The organism is Paraburkholderia sp. BR10882, assembly GCF_040948855.1.
Taxonomy (GTDB): Bacteria; Pseudomonadota; Gammaproteobacteria; order Burkholderiales; family Burkholderiaceae; genus Paraburkholderia; species Paraburkholderia nodosa_A.
On the sequence record NZ_JBFPKP010000003.1, the window covers coordinates 229,303 to 252,486 of the forward strand.

A 23,184-nucleotide genomic window follows, 5' to 3' on the forward strand; every position below is an offset into this window, starting at 1 on the left:
CAAACGTGTTAGCACGAGACGCGGTTGACATATCAGGTATCCGGTTCACACGGCATGACCCGGGACGCATGTAACGGATTGGGGGTGTTGCGATGGGACTGAATGCGATGAACTGGATCGGGAGTGCGCACGCGCGTGTCGGGCGGGATTTTGGACTCGCGGGCGCGCTGCGCCGCGGGGCTGCGTGTGCCGTTTGCCTGGCGCTCACGGCGCTGAGCGGCTGTGCTCTGGCGCCGGGCATGACCTACACTTCCGGAGCGGCGGGCTCCACGGCGAACCCGGGTGCCGTTGCGGCATCTGGCGCAGCGGTGCCTGATAGCGTGGCGGCCAAGGGAATCGCTGGTGCACCGACCGGTACGCTCGTCGAGATCACGAGGGACCTCGTCGACAAGGAGGCCGCGGCGCGGCCCAAGGGCATTCCGGCAGACGTGCAGCAGATGTTCGCCAAAGCCACGCCGTATGAAATCGGCCCCGGCGATATTCTCACCATCGTCGTCTGGGATCACCCCGAACTCAACCTGCCCGCGGGCGGCGGCGGCGGCGACGGTCCTTCGGGCGCCAGTTCGGTTGCGTCCGGCTACACCGTCGATAACAACGGCTTTATTCAGTATGCCTATATTGGTCCGCTGAAAGTCGCGGGTCTTTCGGAAATGGGCGTGCGCGACATCCTCGCGGAGAAGCTCGCGAAATACGTACGTCAGCCGCAGATTACCGTGCGCATCGAAACCTATCGCAGCAAGCGCGTGTATCTCGACGGCGAGGTCAAGACGCCGGGCGTGCAGGTGCTCAACGACCGGCCGATGACGTTGCCCGAGGCGATCAATCGGGCCGGCGGCTTCACGAGCAATGCCGACCGCTCGCATGTGTCAGTGACCCGTGGAGACACCACAGTGGATATCGATATGCCGGCGATGATCCGCAAGGGGTTCAATCCCGATCGGATCGTTCTACACGATGGTGACCTTGTGCGGATCTTCGCGCAGACGGACAGCAAGGTTTTCGTGGTGGGCGAGGTCGAGCGTCCTGGCGGCGTGATGTTCAATAACGGACGCATGTCGCTCAACGAGGCACTTGGCAACGCGGGAGGGATCAACCAGTCGTCGGGCGACGCCTCGCAAGTGTATGTCGTGCGTGGACGCGATACCAGCCAGCCGACCGTGTTCCATCTCGACGCGAGCAGCGCATCGGCAATGGCCACGGCCGATTCGTTCGAGCTCAAGCCCAACGATGTCGTATTCGTCGATACGTCTACTCTCGTGAAGTGGAGCCGTGTCATCAGCCTGATTTTGCCGACGACCCAGGCCGCTGCGACGAGCCGAGCGATTGGATACTGATGCGTACATGAACGATATAAACCACACGAACCGCGTCGATCGACCTGTTCGCTTTCGGGGGCACAAGATGAATAACCGCGACTATCTTCTTGAAGGGCCTGCGGAGACGATCATGCCGATCGCCCCCGACGGCGGCCATATGGGCAATATGCTGGATACGCTTTACGCGGGCCGCAAGACGATTCTGATCGTTACGCTGATCTTTACGCTTATCGGCACCCTCTACGCGGTACTGGCGTCCCCCGTCTATCAATCGGACATGCTCATTCAGGTGGAGGAGAGCCCGAACGGGGCAAAATCGGCGCTGGCCGATCTTTCCTCCCAGTTCGCGGTCAAGACCCAGGCATCGGCGGAAATGGAGGTGTTGCGTTCGCGGATGGTCGTGTCGTCCGCCGTGGATGCGACCAAGCTCTATATCAAGGCGACCCCACGCTATTTCCCCGTGGTGGGCCGCTGGGCGGCGCGACATCTGAGCCTCGGCAACTGGTCGGGATGGGGCGGTTACGCCTGGGGCGACGAGGCGATCGAGGTCACGCAATTCGACGTGCCGACGCGCCTCCAAGGCAGACCGTTTGTCTTGACCTACCGGGGCGAGGGAGCCTACACGCTCGAGGGGGGCGGCATCACGCTCGAAGGGAAAGTGGGAGAAGCGCTGCACGCGCCGACGGTGGGTGGCGCCATCGACCTCGTCGTCGGCAGGATCGACGGGCAGCCGGGCACGGTCTTCAACGTGATGCGCCTGTCCGAACTGAGCGCGATCCAGGGGCTGCAGACGGCAATCGCCATTACGGAAAAGGGCAAGGAATCCGATGTCATCGGCGTTGCGCTGGATGGCGAAGACCCGGTACTCACCAGCAACATTCTCAACGCGGTCGGCAACGAATACATCCGGCAGAACGCTCAGCGCACGCAGGAAGAAGCGCAAAAGCAGATTGCCTTCCTCGACCGTCAGTTGCCTCTGCTCAAGGCCCAGCTGGAGAAAGCCGAGGACGAGTTCAACGCATTCCGCTCGGCGCACGGCGCCGTCAATCTGGATGCCGAAGCTTCGGCACTGTTGCAGAGTTCGGCGCTGGCGCAGCAGCGTATCGCCGATCTACAACAGCAACGCGCGCAGGCGATGGCCCGTTTCACCGACGACAACCCGGCTCTCGTCGCCATCAATGGGCAACTGGCCGAAGCGCAGAAGTCGCTGGAACACCTGGCCGGCCAGACTCGCGCCCTGCCGCCGGTGGAGCAAGAGGTCGTGCGCCTGCAGCGGGAAGTGACCGTCGATACGAACATCTACACGAATCTCTTGAACAACCGCGAGCAGCTGCGTCTGATCAAGGCAGGCCGCGTGTCGAATGTCCGCATGATCGACGCCGCGGTGCCGCCTGAAGGACCGATTCGGCCAAAGCGCGCCATTATCGTGGTCGCGGCCGTGTTCACCGGCTTGTTTGCCGGCGCCGCGCTCGTGCTGCTGCGTCAGAGGCTCAACCGCGGCGTCTCCGTCGTGGACGAGATCGAAGCGGGCACCGGGCTGGCAGTCTTCGCGGCCGTACCGCGCAGCCGCATTCAGCATTCGCTTGCGCGCCGTTTGCCGTACGGCGCGCCGGGTGCGAACACGGTGCTCGCGCATACGGCCGTTTTCGACCCGGCGGTCGAGAGCCTGCGCAGCTTCCGCACCGCGCTCGAGCATTCGCTGGAGGACGCGGACAATCGTGTCGTGCTGCTGGCAGGGCCGACACCGATGGTCGGCAAGTCGTTCGTCTCGGTCAATCTGGCGGCTGTATTCGGTGCGTCGGGCAAGCGTGTGCTTCTGATCGACGCGGATCTGCGGCGCGGCTCGCTGAACCAGCATATGGCGGTGCCGAGCATGCCGGGCGTCACCAACATCTTCGAACCCTGCCAGAGCTACGACCACGTGGTGAATCGCGACGTGATGCCGGGCGTCGACTTCGTTGCGACCGGGGGTTATGTCACCAATGCCAGCGAACTGCTGCAAAAAGATGCTTTCCGGAACTTCGTGGCGTGGGCCAATTCGACGTATGAGCTCGTGCTGATCGACGCGCCGCCGATTTTGCCGGTGGCCGACGCCGGGATCATCGGAAGACTGGCGGGCACCGTGTTCGTGATCGCGCGCCAGGGCGCGACGAGCGTGAGCGATCTGCGCGAGTCCGTGCGTCGCTTCGAACAGGTTGGCGTGCCGATTCGCGGCGTGATCTTCAATGACATGACATCGCGTCCGGGGCGCTATGGCAACGAATATGCCGCGTACGGCTATTCGAGCTACGGCTTTGCCAAGGATACGGGGAGCGCCAAGGCGGAGTAGCGCACTGCGAGGTGTGCAAAATCGCCCGATCTTTTCGTCGATGACTGCGCCGCGGTCCATCGAATTGCCAGTCAAGCGGCGCCTCATGGGCTGGAGCGAATTCGCTCTGCTTCAGCCCGCTTCACCGGCGGCAGTGTGATTGTCCGCCCGCATGAGGCGCGAACTCATCACGCGCTTCAGTCGTCCGTGATTTGACCGTATCCGTCAATCGCATTCGTGGCGACTTTCCATCGCAATTCGCCACTGACTCTCCGGGACCGGCTTCGGATGCGTGAGTTGGCGTGACATGAGCGACGGCGAACATTCGCCGGTGCGAAGACCGGCCACACTTCAAGACATACGAATTGCATGGCGCGGCCCGTTGAATCCGGCCTTGCCTTCCACCTTGGGATGAATCACGTGCTTGCCCCCAATCTGATGATTAACGGCCGCTTCCTGGGTCGCCGCGCGACGGGTGTCGATCGCTTTGCGTTCGAGACGATCCGCGCACTCGACCAGCTGATCGAGCTGCGCGATCCACGCGTCGCCGGATTGCGGACCGAGATCATCGTTCCCGAAGCGCTGGCCGCCATGCCGAATCCGTTCCGGCACGTCGCGTTGCGCGCGAGCGGAAAGGGCGGTGGCCTGCGTTGGGAACAACTCGCGCTGCCGCAAGCCGCACGCGGCCGGTTGCTGCTCAATCTCTGCAACTCCGGGCCCCTGTGGTATCGCCGTCAAATCACGGTGCTGCACGATGCGGCGCCCGCGCGCGTGCCGGACAGCTACAGCCGGTCCTTTGTTGCCTGGTATCGCCTGATGGCGCCGCGTCTTGGCCGCATATCGCGGCGTGTCATTACCGTGTCGGAATTCTCGCGGCGTGAACTAAGTGACGCTTACCGGATTCCGGTAGACAAGATCGGCGTTGTGTCGGAGAGCGGCGAGCACATGTTGCGTGTGCAACAGGATGCGGCTCCAACGTCAGTCACGCCCGACGAGCGTCCATTCGTGCTTGCGGTGGGAAGCCTCAATCGTCACAAGAATTTTCAGCTCGTGGCCGAGGCGGCGCGCCTCATTCGTGACGCGCAGTTCGACATCATCGTGGTAGGCGGGGGCGACGCACGAGTCTACGGTACGGGCCAGGATGCGTTGCCTGCGTTCGTGAAGCATCTCGGCTACGTAAGCGATAGCGAACTCGCGGCGCTCTATCGGCGCGCGGCGTGCTTCGTGTATCCGTCACGCTACGAGGGCTTCGGGTTGCCGCCCGTCGAGGCGCTGGCGCTTGGCTGCCCGGTCATCGCATCGCGGCTGCCGGCTGTCCAGGAAGCATGCAGCGACGCTGTGCTCTACACCTCGCCAGACGATCCTGCGGAACTGGCGAGCTTGCTCGAGCGAATCACGCGCGATGCCGCGTTACGCGAGAATCTGCGCGAACGGGGCCGCGCACGGACTGCGGAGCTCACCTGGCGAGCGACTGCGACCAGGTTGATCGAGGAGATCTCGCCGTGGCTAATGTGACGCTTGCATCCAATCTTGCGAAGGACACTCGCCGTTTCGGCCGCGTCGCGCTCGTGCATGAGTGGCTTGTCACTTACGCGGGGTCGGAGAAGGTCGTGGAGCAGATACTTCAGCTCTTTCCACAGGCCGATCTATACAGCGTTGTCGACTTCTTCCCGGAGTCGCAGCGGGGCGTGCTGGGCGGCAGGCATGCAACGACTTCGTTCATTCAGCATCTGCCGCGGGCGCGCAAATCGTTTCGCACTTACCTCCCGCTCATGCCGCTGGCGATCGAGCAGTTCGATCTCTCGTCCTACGATCTCGTGATCTCGTCTAGCCATGCTGTGGCCAAGGGCATTCTGACCGGTCCGAACCAGGTGCATGTCAGTTATGTGCACTCGCCGATCCGGTATGCGTGGGATCTGCAGCATCAATATCTGTGCGAAGCCGGGCTGCAGCGCGGTATGAAAAGCTGGATCGTGCGCGCGTTGCTTCACTACATGCGGATCTGGGACCAGCGTACGGCGCATGGCGTGGATGCGTTCGTCGCCAATTCTGCATTCGTGGGGCGACGCATTCGCAAAGCGTACGGCAGCGAGGCCACGGTGGTCTACCCGCCGGTCGATGTGGAGCGGTTCGAATTGGGTGACCAGCACGAAGACTTCTATTTGATTGCCTCGCGCATGGTGCCATACAAACGCATACCGCTCATCGTCGAGGCATTCGCCACGATGCCATCGCGGCGTCTCGTGGTGATCGGTGATGGCGCCGACTTTGCGCGTGTGAAGGCGTGTGCCACGCCCAATGTGACGTTGCTCGGCTATCAGCCCGATGAGGCTCTGGTCGACTACATGCAGCGTGCGCGGGCGTTCGTCGTCGCCGCGGAGGAAGACTTCGGCATTTCAGTTGTCGAAGCACAGGCCTGCGGCACGCCGGTCATCGCTTTGGGTCGTGGAGGCTCGCGGGAGATCGTGGTGGATTCGCCGGACCCCGAACGCGGCACGGGGCTCTTCTTCAGCGAGCAAAGCGTGGAATCAATCGTCGATGCGGTGGAGCGCTTTGAGCGGCAGCCGCCGCTCAAAGCGGAAGTTTGCCGTCGTAATGCGATGCGCTTTACGGAAGAGCGGTTCAAGCAGGAGTTTCTCAGTGTAGTGGAACGCGCGATGGATGCCGACAAAGTGCTCGCCGACACGCCACCTGTGGTGCGGCGCTGGCATTCAGCCTGAGTTGACACAATAACGAGAGCGTTCACGCACGAATGCTGCGTGAATGCATAGGGGTTTCGGCAAGTGGAACTGACGATATTCGGAGTCATCGTGTTCGTCGCCGGACTGGCGGCGCTCTACGTGTCGTATCGCGGCGCGATTTACGGCATGGCGGCGTTTTCCCTGTTTGGATGTACGCTCGCGCTCGGCCTGGGCGGCATCGGCATTTTGCCGGCGCAAGTCTTTCTCGCGTTCTTCGCACTCAGGGCGTTCAATCTCGTGGGCGGGAAGGGGCTCGCTGACGCGGTCTCGCAGGGCAAGCCCGGCTTCTGGCTGTTCTGCACCTGCCTCTGGGGCGTTACGGGTGCCATCATGCTGCCACGCTTGCTGAGCGGCGCGACACTCGTGTTCCCTGTCGACCGCAGCAGCCAGTTCATCGTATTGCAGCCGCTTGGCCCTGTCTCCGGCAATCTGTCTCAGACGATCTATTGCATCGCCGACGTCATAGTGTATTGCTCCATGTTCGCGTTTCTGCAATATCGCGGTGTATACCGGACGCTCGCCAACGCCATCTTCCTGCTCGCCTCGCTTGACGTGCTTGCCGGCGTGATCGATATCGTTGCGCACGCGGCGGGCCTCGACGTTCTCTCCGCTATCAAGACGGCGCAGTTCGCCGATTTGACCGGCCAGGAAATGGCCGGGATGGTTCGCATCAGCGGTACGTTCAGTGAAACGTCTGGCTTTGCGGCTTTTACGCTGCCGATCTTTGTCTTTTGCCTGAATCTCTGGCTCGTCGGCTATCGCCCGAAACTGGCCGGTCCGCTTTCGATTGCAACAGGAAGCCTGCTGCTGCTGTCGACTTCGGGAACCGCCTATGTCGGTTTAGGCGCATATCAGCTGGTACTGTTCTTTAGCCGGCCCGCGGTGATCTCGCGTTTCGCCCCGGTACGCAAGCAACGGCTGTGTGTTATCTCGGCATGCGCGGGTCTGTTGGGCGTGCTCTACGTGATCGTCTTTTTGCCGGGGGTGGTGAAGGTGCTCAGTGATTTCGTCGATGCCGCGATCCTGAGCAAGGCAGGTAGTGACTCCGGTGTCGAGCGAATGGGCTGGAATTCTCAGGGCATCACCAACTTCTTCGATACGTACGGAATAGGCGTTGGACTGGGAAGCATTCGTGCGTCGAGCTTTCTGGTGGTGCTGGTGGCAAGCCTTGGCGTCGTGGGTGTGGTGTGTTACGGGACGTTCCTTGGCAAGACGCTGCTGACGCCGGTGCCTGGCCATTACCCGTTCGCGGAGCGGGCCATCGCCTATGCGGCGCGTCACGCCATGATCGCGACGTTGATCGTCGCCTCCGCTTCGCTTAGCGTCTTCGAACTCGGTACGTGTTTTTATTTATTTGCGGCCGCAGCGGGCGCACTCTCGCCGCGTGTGCCGCGACGTGTGCCCGCGCGCGGCGGATGGGTTGCCAGGGGGGCTCATGAATAAGGTTCACTCGTCGCTGTCAAAGCTTGAACTGCTGGCAGTATATTTTTCGTACGCAATACGCTACCTCTACCCGCTCGTTCTCATTCCTTATTACGGAAGAGTGCTGGGTTCGAGTGGTTACGGAGTGGTATTGGCCGGACTGTCGCTTTCCAGTGCACTCTGGCTGCTCGTCAACTTCGGATTTTCTACCATCGGCGGGCGGGATATCGTCCACACCGAAGTCGCGAGCGAACGCGATACGATTTTTCGGGATCAATTCACGGCGCGGCTGCTATTGTCCGTTCCCGGTGCGATCGTCGGAGGCATCGCGGTTTGCAGGTCGGACATCATTGCCAATGTGCCGCTTGCGGGGTTTTTCGTCGTTGCCGGAGGGCTGCTGTCCGCCTTTAACATTGGCTGGTATTTCACCAGCACGGGACGCCCGCGCACGAATGTTCTGATCGAAGTCATGGGGCTCCTGCTTTCGCTCGCACTGATCTTTACCTTCATTCGCAAACCGGCTGATGTCGACCGGGCGTTTCCTGTGATTTTTACCTCCAGCATGATCCAGACGCTGGTGGCATATTGGCTTGTTCGAAAAGAATACACGGGCTTCATTGCACCCATGCGGGCGGCCGTGGGTCTGATCAAGCGGTCGGCCACGATCTTCATCTACAGCGGAACAGCGGTCCTGGTGCTGGATGCCTCCACCTACATTCTGTCGCTGCTGGCCGCGGCCCCGGAAGTGAGTGCCTTTGGTCTCTCCGAGCGCCTGGTGGGTGCCGCGTTGAGCATCATGGCGCCCGCCGCCCAGATTCTGGCGCCGAAGGTCATGTATCTGGTTACCCGTAACCCGGACCGAGCGAATCTGCTTGCCCGGCGAACATTTGCCGTCTTCTTTGTCGGCGCGGTGGCGGGAGTGATCCTCACGAGACTGCTCTCTGAATGGCTCATACCGCTGGTATTCGGACCGGAGCTCGGCCATGCCGTCCCGGTTCTGAATATCATGATCTTCATTCTGCCGCTTACCGTTTGCACGCGGGTACTCGGTATCTATTTCCTGATTCCCCGAAAACTCGAAAGGCAGCTTGCCTGGAGCGGTGTGATCAGCGCGGTGGTGAACCTGATGGTGGCCATTCCCCTTGCCAGCCACTGGGGGGCCACAGGTATGGTCTACGCGCGAATCCTCGCGGAAGGATCATTGCTGGTCATGCTGATTTTCGGAATCTGGAAAGCCGGCTTGTTTCGCGAGATTCTCGGAATCAACGAAGGTTTCTCTTTGCCGGGGAGATTTGGAAGATGGCTCGAATGACGAACGCCGCGAATCGCTTTGCGCATGCGTTGTGGTGTACGCGTGAGATCTGCGGGTGCATGCGGCAGGCAGGAGTGCGATGCCTCGCGTGTCGATGCCGCGTCCCCCGCATTCCTGCAGGCAATGATCGATGAGGTCAATGATGGAATCGAGCTTCAGTTCACGAGTCACGATGGCCGAGCCGATGAGTCAGCCTTCACCTGACAAAGATCCGAGAATCTGCCTGATCTTCGCCACTCGTGGTCGCGCAGACATTCTCAAGGACGTCGTTGCCTTCGTCGACTTGCAAACGGTTAAACCCGATCTGATCATCGTCTCCTGCGTCTCGGATGAGGACGTTGGCGATCTGTCAGTCCAGCCTGGAATGATCGTGCTGAAGGGGCGGCCTGGACTGACGACGCAACGCAATCACGCGTTGAACCATGTGCCGGACGACGTCGACGTCGTGATTTTTCTGGACGATGACTTTCTGATGCATAGCGAGTGGATTGCGGAAGTCCTCAAGGCGCTGGATAGCGATCCATCCATTGCCTGCGTCACCGGAACCGTCATCGCGGATGGCATTCATGGGCCGGGTTATTCTTTCGAAGAAGGGCAGGCCATCGTTGCCAGGATCGGCGATCTTCCGGAGCGCTTGATCGTCGCGCCGACCGGTGGCCCCTACGGGTGCAACATGGCATTCCGCGCCAGCAGCATCGCTGGTCTGCGCTTTGACGAGCGCCTCGTTCTCTATGGTTGGCAGGAGGATCGTGATTTCGGAGGCCAGATCTGGAATCGGGGCTATCTCGTCGTGCGTATCAATACTGCGCTCGGCGTGCACATGGGAGTCAAACGCGGCAGGGTATCCGGATGCAAACTGGGTTATTCGCAGGTCATCAATCCGTTCTATCTGGTGAAAAAGAAGACGATGCCTCTGCGCCCGGCGGTCGACCATGTCATACGCAATATCGCGAGCAACATAGTGCGAAGCTTTGCACCAGAGCCGTGGATCGACCGGCGAGGACGTCTAATGGGGAATCTGATCGGATTGTGGGACTTCTTTCGTGGAAGGCTCACGCCTGAGCGACCCGAGAGTTTTTAGCAATCTGATGAACAAAGATTCTCATTTGGCGGTGCCCGATTGCCTGCGCGGCCTCGCAGCCATATCGGTCCTGCTCTTTCACTTTAATCACTGGCTGGGGATCCCATGGTTGGCCCCCAACGCCGGTATTGCTGTTGACTTCTTCTTTGGCCTGTCGGGTTACGTCCTGTGCGTGGCGTATCGTGGCCGCTTCGAAAGAGGGCTGAGCGGTGCGCTTTTCGCGCGTATCAGACTTATACGGCTGATGCCGATGATCGTGATCGGAACGCTGTTGAGTGCATCGTATCTGGCGGCGAGATATGTTCTGCTTCGCGATTCCGACATCTCTCCGGGCTGGCTCGCGGCCGCCACGCTCTTTGGCCTATCGTGCATTCCGGTCTTCGGTGCTCCGCATGCAATTGGAGGGCCGCAGGTGTTCCCGCTCAATGGCCCCGAATACACGCTGTTCCTCGAGCTGGTCGTCAATCTCTTCTGGATGCTCACACGCCGATTCGACGGAATAAAGTTCGCGCTCACCATGGCGATCTCGGGCTACGCGCTTACCGCGGTATCCGGTATGGGAGGCGATACGCCGCAGACTTTCCTTTCCGGCTTTCCACGTGTATTCGGCGCTTACTATCTGGGCGTGCTGCTTTATCACGCTCATGTGAAATTCGGGCTGCTCTCGTTGAAGATCTGGAAGTCGCTATTTCTTCCAGCGTGCCTCACAACGATGGTCATGATGGGGTGGAATGGCCAGATCCCATTTTTTGTACAGTGGCTGTGGGCTGCCGCTGTGATGCCGCTGCTGATCCTCGGCGGATCTTCGGTTGCGCTCACCGGGCCCGTACGGACGGTCGCGCTCGTTCTTGGGGAACTGTCGTATCCCGTGTACGCGTTGCATTACCCCACGTTTGTCTGGCTCAACGGCGTCTATCAGGAGTTGATGCACAGAAAGGATCCGATTCTGGAGGCCGCTGTGTTCTTGCCCGCGATCCTGCTGACCAGTTATCTCATCATGCGTTTCATCGATACGCCCATCCGTGCGTGGCTCGTGTCCCGATTTGGCCGATCGACGCCTAAGCCGATTCTCGACACCACGGCCGCCGATACACCCGTTTGAGCCGGTGCGCGGAGGCTGGCTATGCACGCGTTTGCGTGCGGTATCCAGCAGTGCTGCGCGGCGTGCGTCGATAGCATACCTGTCGAGGCAAGCGGCACTTTCCTGCGTCAGGGCGGGAATCGCGTAGCGCGAATCTTGCACGAAACCTGTGGGCTAACGTTGCTGCCGCTTGAGTTGCCATCTGATCGATTGCCGGGCCATTGACTGAAGAGCACTGACGCTTGAACGTGGAGGGGGTTATGAAAACGATCGCGTCGAAGACGATAGCGTTCAATGGCAAGTTCTTCGGGGCAGCGCCGACGGGCGTGCACAAGGTTGCCGAGCAACTCGTCGCCGCGACCGATGCGCTGATTGCCGGGCAGGCTGGCAGCGGCGTCGATTGCACCCTCGTCGTCAGAGACCGCGTCGAGATTCCGCGTTACCGAAACATTTCGTGCGTTCGCGAGAGTCGCTGGGTTCGCAAGATTCATCGGATCGCGTGGGAGCAATGCTATCTTCCACTGGCTCGCAGAAGGGATTTCATTCTTAATCTATGCAATCTCGGTCCTTTGCTTCATCGGAATTCGGCGACGATGATCCACGACGCACAGGTGTATTCGGCCCCAGAATCCTATTCGCTTCCTTTCCGGCTTTGGTACAAATCGCTCTACTTTTTTATCGGTAAACGTCACAAGATCATCTTTACCGTATCCGAGTTCTCTAAAGCCGAGCTTGTGCGCTATGGCATTGCCAACGCCGACAAGATTGTCGTTGTACATAACGGCTGCGACCATGTTCTGCAGGTCCAGCCGGACGCGCGACAACTCGCGGCGTTGAGCCTGAAACCGCGGCGCTACGTGCTCGCGCTCGCGAACACCCAGAAACACAAGAACGTCGGCATTTTGCTCAAGGCGTTCGCAAGCGCACAGCTGAGCGACGTCGAACTGGTACTGTTCGGCAATGCGACGCAGGCCGACTTCGAAGGTCTCGGGCATGTCGTGCCTCCCAACGTGCGATTTACCGGCCGCATTAGCGATGCCGAGCTCGTAGGGCTGATGACCTACGCCGGCGCACTTGCCTTTCCCTCACTTACAGAAGGGTTTGGTCTGCCGCCGCTGGAGGCAATGGCGCTGGGTTGCCCGGTCATCGCCGCACCGTTTGGCGCGCTTCCGGAAGTTTGTGGCAAAGCGGTGCTTTATGCCGATCCGTTCGACGCGGACGCCTGGCGAATGAATATTTTGGCGGTACTCAACGATGAGTCCGTGCGGCAGTCACTGATATCCGCCGGACGCCGGCAGGCTGGTGGCTTCACCTGGAGACAGGCGGCGCGCAGCATGTTCGAGACCGTGAAGGCCGTGAGCGGCTGAATTCCTTATAGAAAAGCGATGTTGGGGGGCACGTAATGTCTATTGATGTCGACTTCTCATTGGCGCTCAATGATCGAACCGGCAAGCTCTTTTTGGGGAAGGACATCATTTCAACGCTCGGCGCCAGGGTGACGAGGGTCCACTACGGCCGATTTCACGAATTTCCCCATAGTGATCTGATGCGCCGGATTGCGGGCCGCTTGACCCAGAAGGAAACCATTGCGCGAGTGAACAGGTCGCGGCTGGTTTCACTTTTGCCGGTCATTCGCGATCCACGCCCTACGCTGCATCTCGATCCGCTGAGCGTCGTGCGCCATCGCCTGGAAGCACGCGACATCGTGCTCTGCCACGATGTGGGTCCGATCACCCATCCAGAATATTTCGCGCCGGGTGTCAACGAACTGTACGTTTGGGCTTATGACGAGATCCGGCGAACGAAGCCCCATATGGTTTTCGTCAGCAAGACGTCGCAGCGGGAATTTCACGCGCTGTACGGCAATGACTTTGCCTCGTCGAACGTCATCTATATTCCAACCCGTTTGGGAGTCAAGAAAGGAGAGGGTCGTCCGGTGGAAGGCGTTTCGCGTCGTTTTCTGCTGACGGTGGGCAGTATCGGCGATCGGAAGAACCAGGCCCGTTCTATCGAGGCGTTCTCGGCAAGCGGGCTTGTGGAGAAAGGGTGGCAGTATGTCCTTGTCGGAGGGCGCGAGTCTGGCGCCGACGTCGCGATTGAACTCGCCAGGCAATCACCGGGTGTGGTGATGCCAGGTTATACGAAAGACGAAGAGCTTCGCTGGCTTTATCGCAACGCATCCGGCTTCGTTCTGATGAGTTTGCTTGAAGGATTTGGAATGCCGGTGATCGAGGCGATAGAGCACGACCTGCCATGCCTCGTTTCCCGCGGGAGCATTTTGACGGAAGTTGGCGGCGGCGCGATGCTGTGCGCCGATCCGCTTGCTCGAGAATCCATCGCGTATGGTATGCGGTCGCTAGCCGAAATGCCGGACGAGGAGCGTGATCGGCGGATTTCGGAGGCGCGTGCGCATCTCGCGCTTTTTGCGCGCGAACCGATACTCGCTAGCTGGCGAGCACTGGTTGAAAAGGTCGGGTGATTCGCTGGGTCGGGTCCGCGGGCAGCATGTGCGTACAACAACAAGGCCCGCCGTGGCGGGCCAGGGCGACGTAAGACTAGTCGCTTCCTTGCATGGCCGACTTCGCAACGCGGCGGGCGGTATTCACCGCCGAGAAAGCCGCGGCCTTGGCGCGATCCCGCACGCCGCTTCGTCCAGGCGGCGTGGGGTGGAGACCAAGCTTCCGGAGGTAATAGTTGGCCCGATAGACATCCGCGCGCAGCGTGTTGAGAAATTGAAAGTTCACGCTCAAGGTCACCGAGATATTGTCGCCGTTCTTCAACCAATGGGGGCAGTTGACAGGAACGTGAACGCCGTTTCCGGGTGCCAGTCTGTACGTCTTCGCCCTGTCCTGCAACTCGGGTCGATAGTTCGGCGCGTTGTGGTCGATCGTCCAGAATCGCTCGAGTTCTTCTTCCGGAAGCACCTGCCGGTCTTCCCGATCAAAGACGTACAAATCCTTTTGACCGTGGATTTGAAGAATGAAATTGCATTCCCGATCGATGTGATACGCCGTCACACGCTTCGGTGACGTCACGAAAATGATGAGGTCTTCGCGCTTGATCTGCGATTCGATGTCACCGCCAACCATACCCTTGATCTCCGCCATCGCATGCCTGTACAGCTCGGCATAGGCCGGGTCTTGTTGCGGGCCTCTGAAAATGAACCAGGCGTTGGAGTCTTCGAGCTGCTTTAATGCGTTGAGCGGCGAGAACGCACGATTCGTATCTTTCCATTTCTGACCGGGCGCGACATCACCCATGTCGAAGTAGAGGTCATCTGGACGTGTTTTCAGGGTTCGCTCCGCCAATTCCATCAATTGAGGAAGCTGAAAGAGCGGATGAGACGCCAGGTGGTGGGAGACGTCGAAGCTCTTCCGCTCGAAATTCTCCCGAAACACCGAGGAATCCGCGTCGATCCATTTGTCCGGCAATTCCGCTTCGAGAGCGGGGGGAACCGCGGTAGTCTCCATGTGATCGCTCCTCTTGGTCAAATGGGGGATAAGCAATACCCCTTGGTACCGTCGAGACGTCGGATAACGAATTACTTGCGATCGTGGATTTATTGACCACATCGTCGAACTTGTAAAGCCACGCGGGCGTTCCCTTCAGGGCTACCCAGCCAGGACCGGGCTGAATATTCGGCATTGCGAGGGACACGACCGCTCGCGCTCCGGTTTGATGGAACGCTTGCATGATCTCTTCACGCTGTTGCGCCGTAAGCTTCGTCCAGAATGTTTCACTAAAATTCGGCCAGAGGACTTCGTCTTTGCGATCAAGGCGGTTACGATCCTGCGGCTCGATACGGTACGGGAGACCGCCGAACTCGGCGACGATGCGCAAGCGTGAGACATAGGCCCAGCTGACCCTGACAGTGGGATAGCTATCCCGGATCACGGCAACTGGATCCCCCGGCTGCAACCCTGAGGCAGTGAGCGCGTCAGCAATCCGCCATTTCGGGTCGTCGTGAAAGTCCGATCGATTAACCGCCGCCACGAACGAAGGCCCATCGGTCATCGCAAGCTCACCTAGAGCGCCTGCACCATAGATGATGACGAGCGCTGTCGCGAGCAGGCGGCGCGATTGCAGGGTTGCGTCGAGCAATGGCGCCCATGTCAGGAGCGCGATAACCATAACGAACGCACTGAGATAACGATCTTCAACGTGGACAATAAAATAGGTGGCGAAGCCTCCGACGGTTGGCAGCAGCAATGGCCAAACGCGGATTATTGTCTTGAGGAGCGACGCTCGCCATGACCGCCTGGCAACGGTAAACAAGAGCGCCGCGGCGACCGAAAGCACCGTTGGGTGTTGCTTGAGTATCTGCTGCAAGCTCCACAGAGACCGGCCCATCGCTATCAATTGCATCTTCAAACTGAAGAACGTCTTGAAGCCTTTGTACCAATATGCGACGTCGTTATAGGGTGGGTACGTCGTGTGGAAAGGCGTACCGAAGCCGAACACCGGCAAGCCCGCTACAAGTTGACTGGTCGGGTGGATTGGCCGACCGAACTGCGCCGGTCCGCCTTGCCAATTGGTCAGGTGTGGAAGCTCGTTTACGTGCCAGGGGACATTCAAGGCACCTGAGGCACCAAGCGTAAATTCCCCATAGGACCAGGAAATCCCGGCGATGTAGACGGCAAAGAGAACACCGAAGGTTCCCGCAACCGCACCGAATGACTTCCACAAGCCGCCCCTCATGCAGCAACAGATGAAAAGCGTCAACATGAAGAGACAGGCAAATGGAGTGAATACCCCTTTTACCCAAACACCGAGACCAAGGACCAGACCGAGCAAAGTTGCGGTCAGAAGGTCTTTGCGACGAATCAGGGAGAGAAGCAGGCCGGAAGCCAGGAGGAAGCCGGTGGTCACAAGCAAGTCTGGACACGCGGCTGAAACGGAATCGAGCGCGAGACAGGCGCCAAGAAAAACGCAAACCCCAATCCAGACGGTGAACGGGTGCTTGCCCAGCGCAAGCGAACCAGGCCAATACAGCGCGAGCGCACTCCGGATCAGTCCGCGCCAGGCGGCATAGGCAACGAGATAGATTACCCAGTTGATTGCCGTAATGGCATACCACTCGCCGTCCGGCGTGGGCGCGGCCAGTGCCCGGGCGCCGGCAACCAATGCGGGATAGCCGGGATTCCAGAAGGGGTTGAATATTTCGCGCCACTCGAGGTGCGTGACGGCCCAGCTGACATTGAGATAGGAAATCCAGTCGCCATAATATTGCGTCCGACCGTAGAGGCCTTCGACGATACCGAGTATGCCGACGACGATCCAGGACAGGATCAAATGCACATTCCCCCGTGACCACTTTATTGTCATGTAGCACCTCCACGCTTGCAGCTAGAAGATCAATAGATAAGGGAGTTAGCCGCCCAGTGGTCCAATCAGCAAAATGAGCTATTAACGCCCAATATCAGTCGAGGTGTGAGCACGGGCCGCTGTTCGCCTTGTCGGACGCAAACGCCGCTACGCTCTGGAGCGATCCAGCACAATGTGGCGAATCCTCGAATCGATGGCGTGTTTCTGCACGCCCGTTCATCGCTCGATGTCGTCCCGGCCGTCACATGACAGCAGGGCGTCTCGCTTACGGTCGTGCAGGCAAGTCACGCGATGAATTTAGCCGGTCGAATCGAACCTCTCTGTGCGTTGGGCAACGCGGGCTTTCGATCGAGCGAGGCAGATTCATCGGCGTGTGCGTGCGCACAGACAATTCCCAGGTTCGCCGAAAGGGGAGTGGCGTTCAGGACGGCGGTGCATCGCCTGCCGTCGGGACCTGATTCGACGCATTGGACGCCGCTCCGGAAAAGCGCGCCTTTTCGTTGAACGTCCACGCCGAGTTGAGCAGATAAGTCAAGCCGAGAACGAGGGCAGTCGTGACCAGTTGCGCAATGAGATAGTTCAAACCAAGACTGGTGACGAAGAACTTCATGCACACACCGTTCATCAATACGCCGAGCAGCGCGATGATGGCGAACTTCGGTGCGGTCGACAGGGGATTGCTCTTGCTTCGGAACGTGATCTGGCGGTTGAGGCTGTAGTTGACGATCGCGCCGACGGTCGCCCCGGCCATGGAACTGACCGCCGGGGAGGCAAGACCGGAGTGGACCATCGCAATCAAAATCGCATACTGTGCGACGGTGCCGATCGCACCGACGCCAGCATAGACCACAAACCTTCTTGCCTCGCGTAGATCAGGCATCGCTCGTGCCCGCAGATTGATAGCGGCGGCGGATCAGGTAAACCGGCCGATTTTTCGATTCGTAGTAGATGCGGCCGATGTATTCGCCAAGTACGCCGATACCGATCAACTGAACCCCGCCGAGCAGGAGCACGGCCGAGATCAATGACGCGTAGCCAGGTACGGCGACCCCTTGAATCAAGGTTCGCACAATGAGAAACGATGCATACAGTATCGCGATACATGCCACGAAGCTGCCGACGTAAGTCCATACGCGAAGCGGCAGCGTGCTGAAACTCGTGAAGCCCTCCAGCGCGAAGTTCCACAGTTTCCAACCCGAAAACTTCGATCTGCCGGCGAGGCGAGGCTCACGCACATACTCGACGACTGCGGTCCGGTAGCCAACCCAGGCAAACAACCCCTTCATGAACCGCCGCGTCTCGGGGAGTTGTTTGAGGGCGTCCACAACCTCCCTCGTGATCAAACGGAAGTCACCCACGTTCTCCGGGATCTTCGTGTCGCACATCGCATTGTGTATGCGATAAAAGATTGCCGCGGTCTGGCGCTTGAGGAAGGAATCCGTGAGCCGGCTCACACGTTTGGCAACGACCACATCGTGGCCTTCGCGCCATTTCTCGACCAATAGCGGAATGATTTTCGGCGGGTCCTGCAAATCCGCGTCGAAAGGAATCACAATGGCGCCGCGCGCTTCGTCGAGTCCTGCCGAAAGTGCGGCCTCCTTGCCAAAGTTGCGCGTCAGGTCGATGACACGGATGCGGCTGTCTTGCTTCGACATGCGAATCAGCATGCCCAGCGTGTCATCGCGGCTGCCGTCATTCACGCAGACGATTTCAAACCCGGTTCCGTCGATCGATTCAAGTACAGGAATGACCGTGCTGAAGAACGCGCCGATCATCTCCTCCTCGTTATAGAACGGCACGACGAGCGACAACAGGCAGGGCTCACTGACCGAGGGAACCTCCGCAAGCGCAGGGTTGGACCGCGCAGTCGTCTCGCGCGCGCCTGCCGGCGAGGTTGACGCTTCCCGCAGGAGAGGCTCCGGAGCCAGAAAGTGAGGGCGGCCGATATAGTCCATGATTACCTCGCGCAGATGCCGCGGTTGTCCGACTGGCGTAACGATTTCATCGCGGGCGTTCAGCGTTTGACCAGACGCCGAACCGCGTTCAGCGGGGACTTCAATCGGGTTACCGGCGAGTGAACGACTTCCGCAAATGTTTTGGGATGGCGATGTTCGAGCGTCGAGATGACTTTTCGTTTCAAGCTGTCGCGCAATGGCGAAACACCGGGTGGCAACGGCTTCAGCCCCATCATGCGCAGAACGTAGTTAGCCTGGTAAACCCGCGCGCGTCGCTCGAGCGACTTCATGCAGTAGTTGATGCTGATACTCACTGAAATGTTGTCGTCGTTCTTGACCCAATGCGGCGCCAATGGAGGGTGATGCACCACTTCGCCCGGGTTGAGCCGGAAGATCGTGCCGCGACTCTGCAGTTGACGACGATAACGCGCGGCCTCGAAGTTGCCCGCGTAGTAGCGCTCCACTTCCTGGTCCGGCACCAGCTCGCGATCGGTAGCCGGGAAGAGGCATACGTCTTTCGAGCCCTGCAACTGGAAGAGGAAGTTGGTTTCGTGATCGATGTGGAAGGGCGTCGAGATATTCGGCGACGAGACCAGCAACGTCATCGTCACCAGGGTGATGTCGCTGCGCAGCGGGTAATCGGACAACGCCTCGAGCTCGGCTGTAATCGTGTCAAGGACCTGGGCGTAGTCCGCGTCGTAAAGGTGTGCCTGAGTGAGCTTGATCCAGGAGTCGTTTTCGTGAACGCTCGCAAACGCTTCTTTCAGCCGCGTGCTGTGGGGCATGGCGCTGAATCTGGCTTCCAGCGAACTATTCTTGAAGTTGATCGCGCGGACGTTGCCATTCTTCTCAAGCATCCGCAGGGCGACCTCCTCGATCCTTGGGATCTCGAACAAGCCGCTTTCATGCAACAGGTGATTGAATTTGAACGGATGCAGATTGAAGTTGCTTTTGAATTCCTTGTTGCAGGCGTGCAGGATTTTTCCGTCTGAGGTGAGTTGGGGTGATGCATCGTCCAACGTCGCACTATGGCTAGTCACAGACATGGCACACCTTTGCAGGTTAGAGGGTATTGCCTGCAGGCTACTATCGCGCCCGTGGGCCAGATGTGCGTTGACGAACATCCAGGCCGGTTTAGGGCGTTTACCCGCGATGAGCGGTCTAGTTGACAGCTTCCTGGCTCGTCGCCGATGTGGTGCCGGCGGCTTTGAAGCTTGGCCTGAGAAAATCGATCACCTCGGCATCCGTGATCGGTTTGATATGCAGCCGGAAAGCGGCGTTCAGCGACGTGACAAAGTACTGGGTCCAGAGCGTGTTCCAGACCACGCCGGCATGGCTGTCCGAAAGGAAGACATTGTGCGGATCGTCGCCGGAGGTATTGGTGATGGCCCAGCCAGGCGAGAGATGAACCGACTTGTAATCTGGACGACCTTGAGCGTCGCGCTGGCCCCACATGCTTCTGAACCATGCTTCATCTTCGAGAACATAGACATGGCGATCTGCCGCGGCGAGCGCGCGCAAGCCATTGTTGAAGCGATCTATCCCGGCATCGATATTGGCGATCTCCCTGGCGGATTGCCAGCTTGCGAACTCGCCCGGCCAATCCGCGCCGCTGGCCGCAGTTGAGAGTACGACATAGGTATCCGGGTGATATTTGCGGATCAGCGCGACGGCTTCGCCAATAGACTTGATGCAAGCGTCGATCACGGCCGCGGGGTGCGGTGCAGCTGGATCGCGCGACAACTCATCGAATAGCTCGTGGCTGCTGAGATCGTTGTCACCGATCCGGATGAACACGACGCCGCCTCGCCACGCTTGGGGTTCCATGTCCATCAAATCGACGAGTCGGATCGCCTGGCGCTGCGATTGCCCCATCAACTGGCTGCAGGTCGCGCCGCTAACCGCAAAGTTATAACGGTAGTCCTCTTTGGGAGGCGTGCGGGCGAGCGCACCCAAAGCTTCGCTGGCAATGGCCCGATACTTGCCGGTTCCCCAAACGCCCCATTTGCCCTGGTCGATCTGGTCTCCCCGCAACTGGGCGAGCACCTCGGTCCACTGCCACGTGGTCGCGCGCCACTGGCCTCCTCGCGCGTGCGGATCGCTCAACATGACCGTGTCGTGGTAGGACTGGCTATTGGAGTCACCAAGCACGGCTAATCGCACCCTTCCAGATGGCGATTCCGACGCGCTGGCGACGGTGACCGGCACACGGCGAAACAGGCCGGGAACGGCTAACCTGACAAAAAGGCCGGTGACGGACAGTACGCCGAACAGCGCGATCAGCAACACCCTACGCGAACGGGACATAGGCCATTTACCCTATCGTGGCGCACCGAGATCATGACCCTTCGAGGGCGTTTTCCTGTTCGTCGTGCGCGGTTTCGGCAAAGCGGTCGAGCAGTTGCTTGCCCATCACCGCCGCGCCGGCCGCGCGGAACATCTGGTTGTGCATGCCAGGAACCTCGGTGACGACCAGTTTGCCGCTGATCACTTCACCCCAGCCCATGTCGTGCGCAAACAGGCGGCCCTTGAGCACCTGACCGCTGCGGAAGATCTGGACATTGCCGTCGTAGGGCTTCGGACGGTATCGCACCTGCTGCTCGCGCAGATAGCCGATATTGCGGCCATACCAGAGATTGTCGTCGATCATGTTGTTCGCGCTGTCGTTCTTCAGGAAGCCGAACTTCACCGCAAGCTGCGTCAGACGAAGCCAGCGAACGGTCCGAAACTGCTGGAGGAACGCAATCATGGACATCTCGCCACGCTTCGCCAGGCGGTAGTCGCGCGGAATGTCGTCCATACGCACCTGGACTTTGCGCAACAGGCGATCGTACCAGGGCATCGATTCCCGATACCCCGGGCACCAGGAGTCGGTGAGGACGACGAGTTCCACCGTTTCGCCTTCGCGGCGCAACTGGTGAGCCGCCTCCAGCGCCATCGCGCCCAGCACACAATAGCCCATGAGAATATAAGGGCCGCTTGGCTGGATCAGTCTGATGAGTCGCACGGCGTCCGCGGCGAGATCCTCGAAAGCGCGCAACGGGAAGTTGGGCTGAGGCGTCTTCGGCACCATGGGAACGTCGACGATGGGCCGCACGTCGCCGACCTGTTTGGCCAGTTCATACAGGACCGCGATGTTGTTGAGCACGATGACGGGTGTTTGCGAACCCTCCTCGTTGAAGCGCACGACGTTGTGCGCTTTCGCCTCCAGCTCCGCACGGCTCATAAAACCGCTCACGCCCACGCCGCCCGCGACTTGCGCTGTGTCGTTTCCGGCGGCGGGCGCGAGTGCTCGCTGCGGCATGACTTCGGCGGTTTCCAGCACCTCGCGCCATTGGGCCAGATGCCGGTCGATCGTCTCGATGTCGTAGAGGTCGGTGTCGCCCTCACAGGAGATGCGCCAGCCCTCCGGGCGCCGCACCATGAAGAAGTTGAGGTCGTAGAGCGCACCCGCGTTGAAGGAGGGCGAAGTCGTCGCGGCGAAATCCTGGCGTCGGACCTCATCGCCCATGCCGACGAAGCTTTGCTGCAAAGCGAAGTTGACCGAGCATAGCGGCGGCCGGTTCATATCCGACACTTCGCCGGCCATCTCCATCATCTCTTCGAACGGCACGTGCAGATGCTCGATAGCGTCGCTGAGCTTGGCGCCACACTGTGCGGTGATATCGGCAAGCGTGCTGCCCTGGGTCACATCGAGGCGCAGGATCACCGTGTTGATGAGCGGCCCGATTACACCTTCGAGTTCCTGCTGATCGCGCACCGACATCTGCGTGCCCATGGCGACTTTGGGCTGCCCAGTCGTCTTTTGCAGCGACATCGCAAGGCCCGCGGCCGCCACGCTGAAGAGCGTCACGCCTTGCGCCTTGGCTGCAGTGATCAGACGCTCGCTCAAGGCGCCCGGCAACAGAATCGAGCGAATGACGCCCTGGAAGCGCCGCTCCGGTGGCCGGGGGCGGTCGCCCTTTACGTCGAAGCGGCTGAACCCTTTAAGCTCCTGGCGCCAATGGACGCGAGCGCGATCGATCGCCGCACTGGCCAGGAACTCACCCTTCCATAGTGCGTAATCGCCATGGTGCAGCTCGACGTCCGCGTACTCGGGATCATGGCCCGCGTGCAACGCCGCGAGTCCTTCCACGAGTTCGCGCACGAGGATCGCGAAGGACCAGCCGTCCATCACCAGCGAATGGAAGGTCAGCTGCAACTCGCCTTGGGTGCTCGACCTCGGCAACCACACGGCCCGGAAGAATGACGCGCACGACACGTCGAAAGGCGTGCGGGCCTGCTCTTGACCCACGCGCTGGGCCTCGGCCAGCGCGGCTTGTTCGTCCAGACCGCCGAGATCCACCACCGCGAGCCGGAAGGGGGCGCGGCTCCAGACCTGCTGGCGCAGCCCCGCGCCCGTCATCAGGAAGCCGGTGCGCAAGATCTCGTGCCGCGCGACCAGTTCGCTGAGCACCTGTTCGATGCTCGCGGCAGTGAGCGGCCCCGACAATTGCAGCCGGAAGGCGATGTTGAGCGCGGAGGCCTTAGGCGACGCCTTCTGCTCGTGCCAGTAGCGTACCTGGCAGGCGGTCGCCGGGAACAGGGCGTGGCCCGCCTCGACCTCCTGCACAGGTGCGATATTCAAGGCTATCGAGTTCATC

17 protein-coding genes are annotated in these 23,184 nt (G+C 60.0%); 10 read left to right on the top strand and 7 right to left on the bottom strand.

Going from position 1 to position 23,184, the window contains the following annotated elements:
* Positions 1–239 precede the first annotated feature (239 nt).
* From AB3X99_RS10325 to AB3X99_RS10370, 10 genes are all read left to right on the top strand, one after another.
* The gene (locus tag AB3X99_RS10325) at positions 240–1,334 is read left to right on the top strand and encodes a polysaccharide biosynthesis/export family protein (RefSeq protein WP_342947752.1); all 1,095 of its coding nucleotides are present in this window, start codon (positions 240–242) and stop codon (positions 1,332–1,334) included.
* A 112-nt stretch (positions 1,335–1,446) separates the two neighbouring features.
* Positions 1,447–3,645 (top strand): GNVR domain-containing protein, encoded by a 2,199-nt coding sequence (locus AB3X99_RS10330; protein ID WP_368616834.1) that lies wholly within the window; start codon positions 1,447–1,449, stop codon positions 3,643–3,645.
* Positions 3,646–4,035: 390 nt separating this feature from the next.
* Complete coding sequence (locus AB3X99_RS10335) at positions 4,036–5,139, top strand: glycosyltransferase family 4 protein (protein WP_368616835.1); 1,104 nt, start codon at positions 4,036–4,038, stop codon at positions 5,137–5,139.
* On the top strand, positions 5,127–6,344 hold the full coding sequence (locus AB3X99_RS10340; RefSeq protein WP_368603975.1) for a glycosyltransferase family 4 protein: 1,218 nt from the start codon (positions 5,127–5,129) through the stop codon (positions 6,342–6,344). Before AB3X99_RS10335 ends, AB3X99_RS10340 begins: the two co-directional genes overlap by 13 nt.
* A gap of 63 nt (positions 6,345–6,407) precedes the next feature.
* Positions 6,408–7,808 (top strand): hypothetical protein, encoded by a 1,401-nt coding sequence (locus AB3X99_RS10345; RefSeq protein ID WP_368616836.1) that lies wholly within the window; start codon positions 6,408–6,410, stop codon positions 7,806–7,808.
* Positions 7,801–9,099 carry an oligosaccharide flippase family protein gene (locus AB3X99_RS10350; RefSeq protein WP_368616837.1) on the top strand — a complete coding sequence of 433 codons (1,299 nt, stop codon included), beginning with the start codon at positions 7,801–7,803 and terminating at the stop codon, positions 9,097–9,099. Before AB3X99_RS10345 ends, AB3X99_RS10350 begins: the two co-directional genes overlap by 8 nt.
* A gap of 172 nt (positions 9,100–9,271) precedes the next feature.
* Complete coding sequence (locus AB3X99_RS10355) at positions 9,272–10,180, top strand: glycosyltransferase family 2 protein (RefSeq protein ID WP_368616838.1); 909 nt, start codon at positions 9,272–9,274, stop codon at positions 10,178–10,180.
* A 7-nt stretch (positions 10,181–10,187) separates the two neighbouring features.
* Positions 10,188–11,282 (top strand): acyltransferase family protein, encoded by a 1,095-nt coding sequence (locus AB3X99_RS10360; RefSeq protein WP_368616839.1) that lies wholly within the window; start codon positions 10,188–10,190, stop codon positions 11,280–11,282.
* A 239-nt stretch (positions 11,283–11,521) separates the two neighbouring features.
* Positions 11,522–12,628: a glycosyltransferase family 4 protein gene (locus AB3X99_RS10365; RefSeq protein ID WP_368616840.1), complete on the top strand. Its 1,107-nt coding sequence runs from the start codon at positions 11,522–11,524 to the stop codon at positions 12,626–12,628.
* Between the two features lie 35 nt (positions 12,629–12,663).
* A complete protein-coding gene (locus tag AB3X99_RS10370; RefSeq protein WP_368616841.1) occupies positions 12,664–13,740 on the top strand; it encodes a glycosyltransferase in 1,077 nt (358 codons plus the stop codon).
* A gap of 76 nt (positions 13,741–13,816) precedes the next feature.
* On the opposite strand, the gene AB3X99_RS10375 is transcribed toward AB3X99_RS10370, so the two are convergent.
* From AB3X99_RS10375 to AB3X99_RS10405, 7 genes are all read right to left on the bottom strand, one after another.
* Positions 13,817–14,575 (bottom strand): transcriptional regulator, encoded by a 759-nt coding sequence (locus AB3X99_RS10375; RefSeq protein WP_368616842.1) that lies wholly within the window; start codon positions 14,573–14,575, stop codon positions 13,817–13,819.
* Positions 14,535–16,586, bottom strand: a complete 2,052-nt coding sequence (locus tag AB3X99_RS10380; protein ID WP_368616843.1) for a hypothetical protein — start codon at positions 16,584–16,586, stop codon at positions 14,535–14,537. The genes AB3X99_RS10375 and AB3X99_RS10380 overlap by 41 nt, the downstream gene beginning before the upstream one ends.
* A gap of 421 nt (positions 16,587–17,007) precedes the next feature.
* Positions 17,008–17,466 carry a GtrA family protein gene (locus AB3X99_RS10385; RefSeq protein ID WP_368616844.1) on the bottom strand — a complete coding sequence of 153 codons (459 nt, stop codon included), beginning with the start codon at positions 17,464–17,466 and terminating at the stop codon, positions 17,008–17,010.
* Positions 17,459–18,541 (bottom strand): glycosyltransferase family 2 protein, encoded by a 1,083-nt coding sequence (locus AB3X99_RS10390; protein ID WP_368616845.1) that lies wholly within the window; start codon positions 18,539–18,541, stop codon positions 17,459–17,461. Before AB3X99_RS10390 ends, AB3X99_RS10385 begins: the two co-directional genes overlap by 8 nt.
* 59 nt (positions 18,542–18,600) lie before the next feature.
* Positions 18,601–19,587, bottom strand: a complete 987-nt coding sequence (locus AB3X99_RS10395; RefSeq protein WP_368616846.1) for a cupin-like domain-containing protein — start codon at positions 19,585–19,587, stop codon at positions 18,601–18,603.
* A gap of 115 nt (positions 19,588–19,702) precedes the next feature.
* Positions 19,703–20,848, bottom strand: a complete 1,146-nt coding sequence (locus AB3X99_RS10400) for an SGNH/GDSL hydrolase family protein (RefSeq protein WP_368616847.1) — start codon at positions 20,846–20,848, stop codon at positions 19,703–19,705.
* A 31-nt stretch (positions 20,849–20,879) separates the two neighbouring features.
* Entirely contained in the window at positions 20,880–23,183 is a 2,304-nt protein-coding gene (locus tag AB3X99_RS10405; protein ID WP_368616848.1) for a condensation domain-containing protein, read from the bottom strand.
* Between the last annotated feature and the right edge of the window lies 1 nt (position 23,184).

Bases quoted from the DNA above. Each gene is read 5' to 3' on its own strand.
- AB3X99_RS10325 (WP_342947752.1), top strand. From the start codon at position 240: ATGACCTACACTTCCGGAGCGGCGGGCTCCACGGCGAACCCGGGTGCC.
- AB3X99_RS10330 (WP_368616834.1), top strand. From the start codon at position 1,447: ATGCCGATCGCCCCCGACGGCGGCCATATGGGCAATATGCTGGATACG.
- AB3X99_RS10335 (WP_368616835.1), top strand. From the start codon at position 4,036: ATGAATCACGTGCTTGCCCCCAATCTGATGATTAACGGCCGCTTCCTG.
- AB3X99_RS10350 (WP_368616837.1), top strand. From the start codon at position 7,801: ATGAATAAGGTTCACTCGTCGCTGTCAAAGCTTGAACTGCTGGCAGTA.
- AB3X99_RS10355 (WP_368616838.1), top strand. From the start codon at position 9,272: ATGGCCGAGCCGATGAGTCAGCCTTCACCTGACAAAGATCCGAGAATC.
- AB3X99_RS10360 (WP_368616839.1), top strand. From the start codon at position 10,188: ATGAACAAAGATTCTCATTTGGCGGTGCCCGATTGCCTGCGCGGCCTC.
- AB3X99_RS10365 (WP_368616840.1), top strand. From the start codon at position 11,522: ATGAAAACGATCGCGTCGAAGACGATAGCGTTCAATGGCAAGTTCTTC.
- AB3X99_RS10370 (WP_368616841.1), top strand. From the start codon at position 12,664: ATGTCTATTGATGTCGACTTCTCATTGGCGCTCAATGATCGAACCGGC.
- AB3X99_RS10375 (WP_368616842.1), bottom strand. From the start codon at position 14,575: ATGGAATTGGCGGAGCGAACCCTGAAAACACGTCCAGATGACCTCTAC.
- AB3X99_RS10380 (WP_368616843.1), bottom strand. From the start codon at position 16,586: ATGACAATAAAGTGGTCACGGGGGAATGTGCATTTGATCCTGTCCTGG.
- AB3X99_RS10385 (WP_368616844.1), bottom strand. From the start codon at position 17,466: ATGCCTGATCTACGCGAGGCAAGAAGGTTTGTGGTCTATGCTGGCGTC.
- AB3X99_RS10390 (WP_368616845.1), bottom strand. From the start codon at position 18,541: ATGGACTATATCGGCCGCCCTCACTTTCTGGCTCCGGAGCCTCTCCTG.
- AB3X99_RS10395 (WP_368616846.1), bottom strand. From the start codon at position 19,587: ATGTCTGTGACTAGCCATAGTGCGACGTTGGACGATGCATCACCCCAA.
- AB3X99_RS10400 (WP_368616847.1), bottom strand. From the start codon at position 20,848: ATGTCCCGTTCGCGTAGGGTGTTGCTGATCGCGCTGTTCGGCGTACTG.
- AB3X99_RS10405 (WP_368616848.1), bottom strand. From the start codon at position 23,183: ATGAACTCGATAGCCTTGAATATCGCACCTGTGCAGGAGGTCGAGGCG.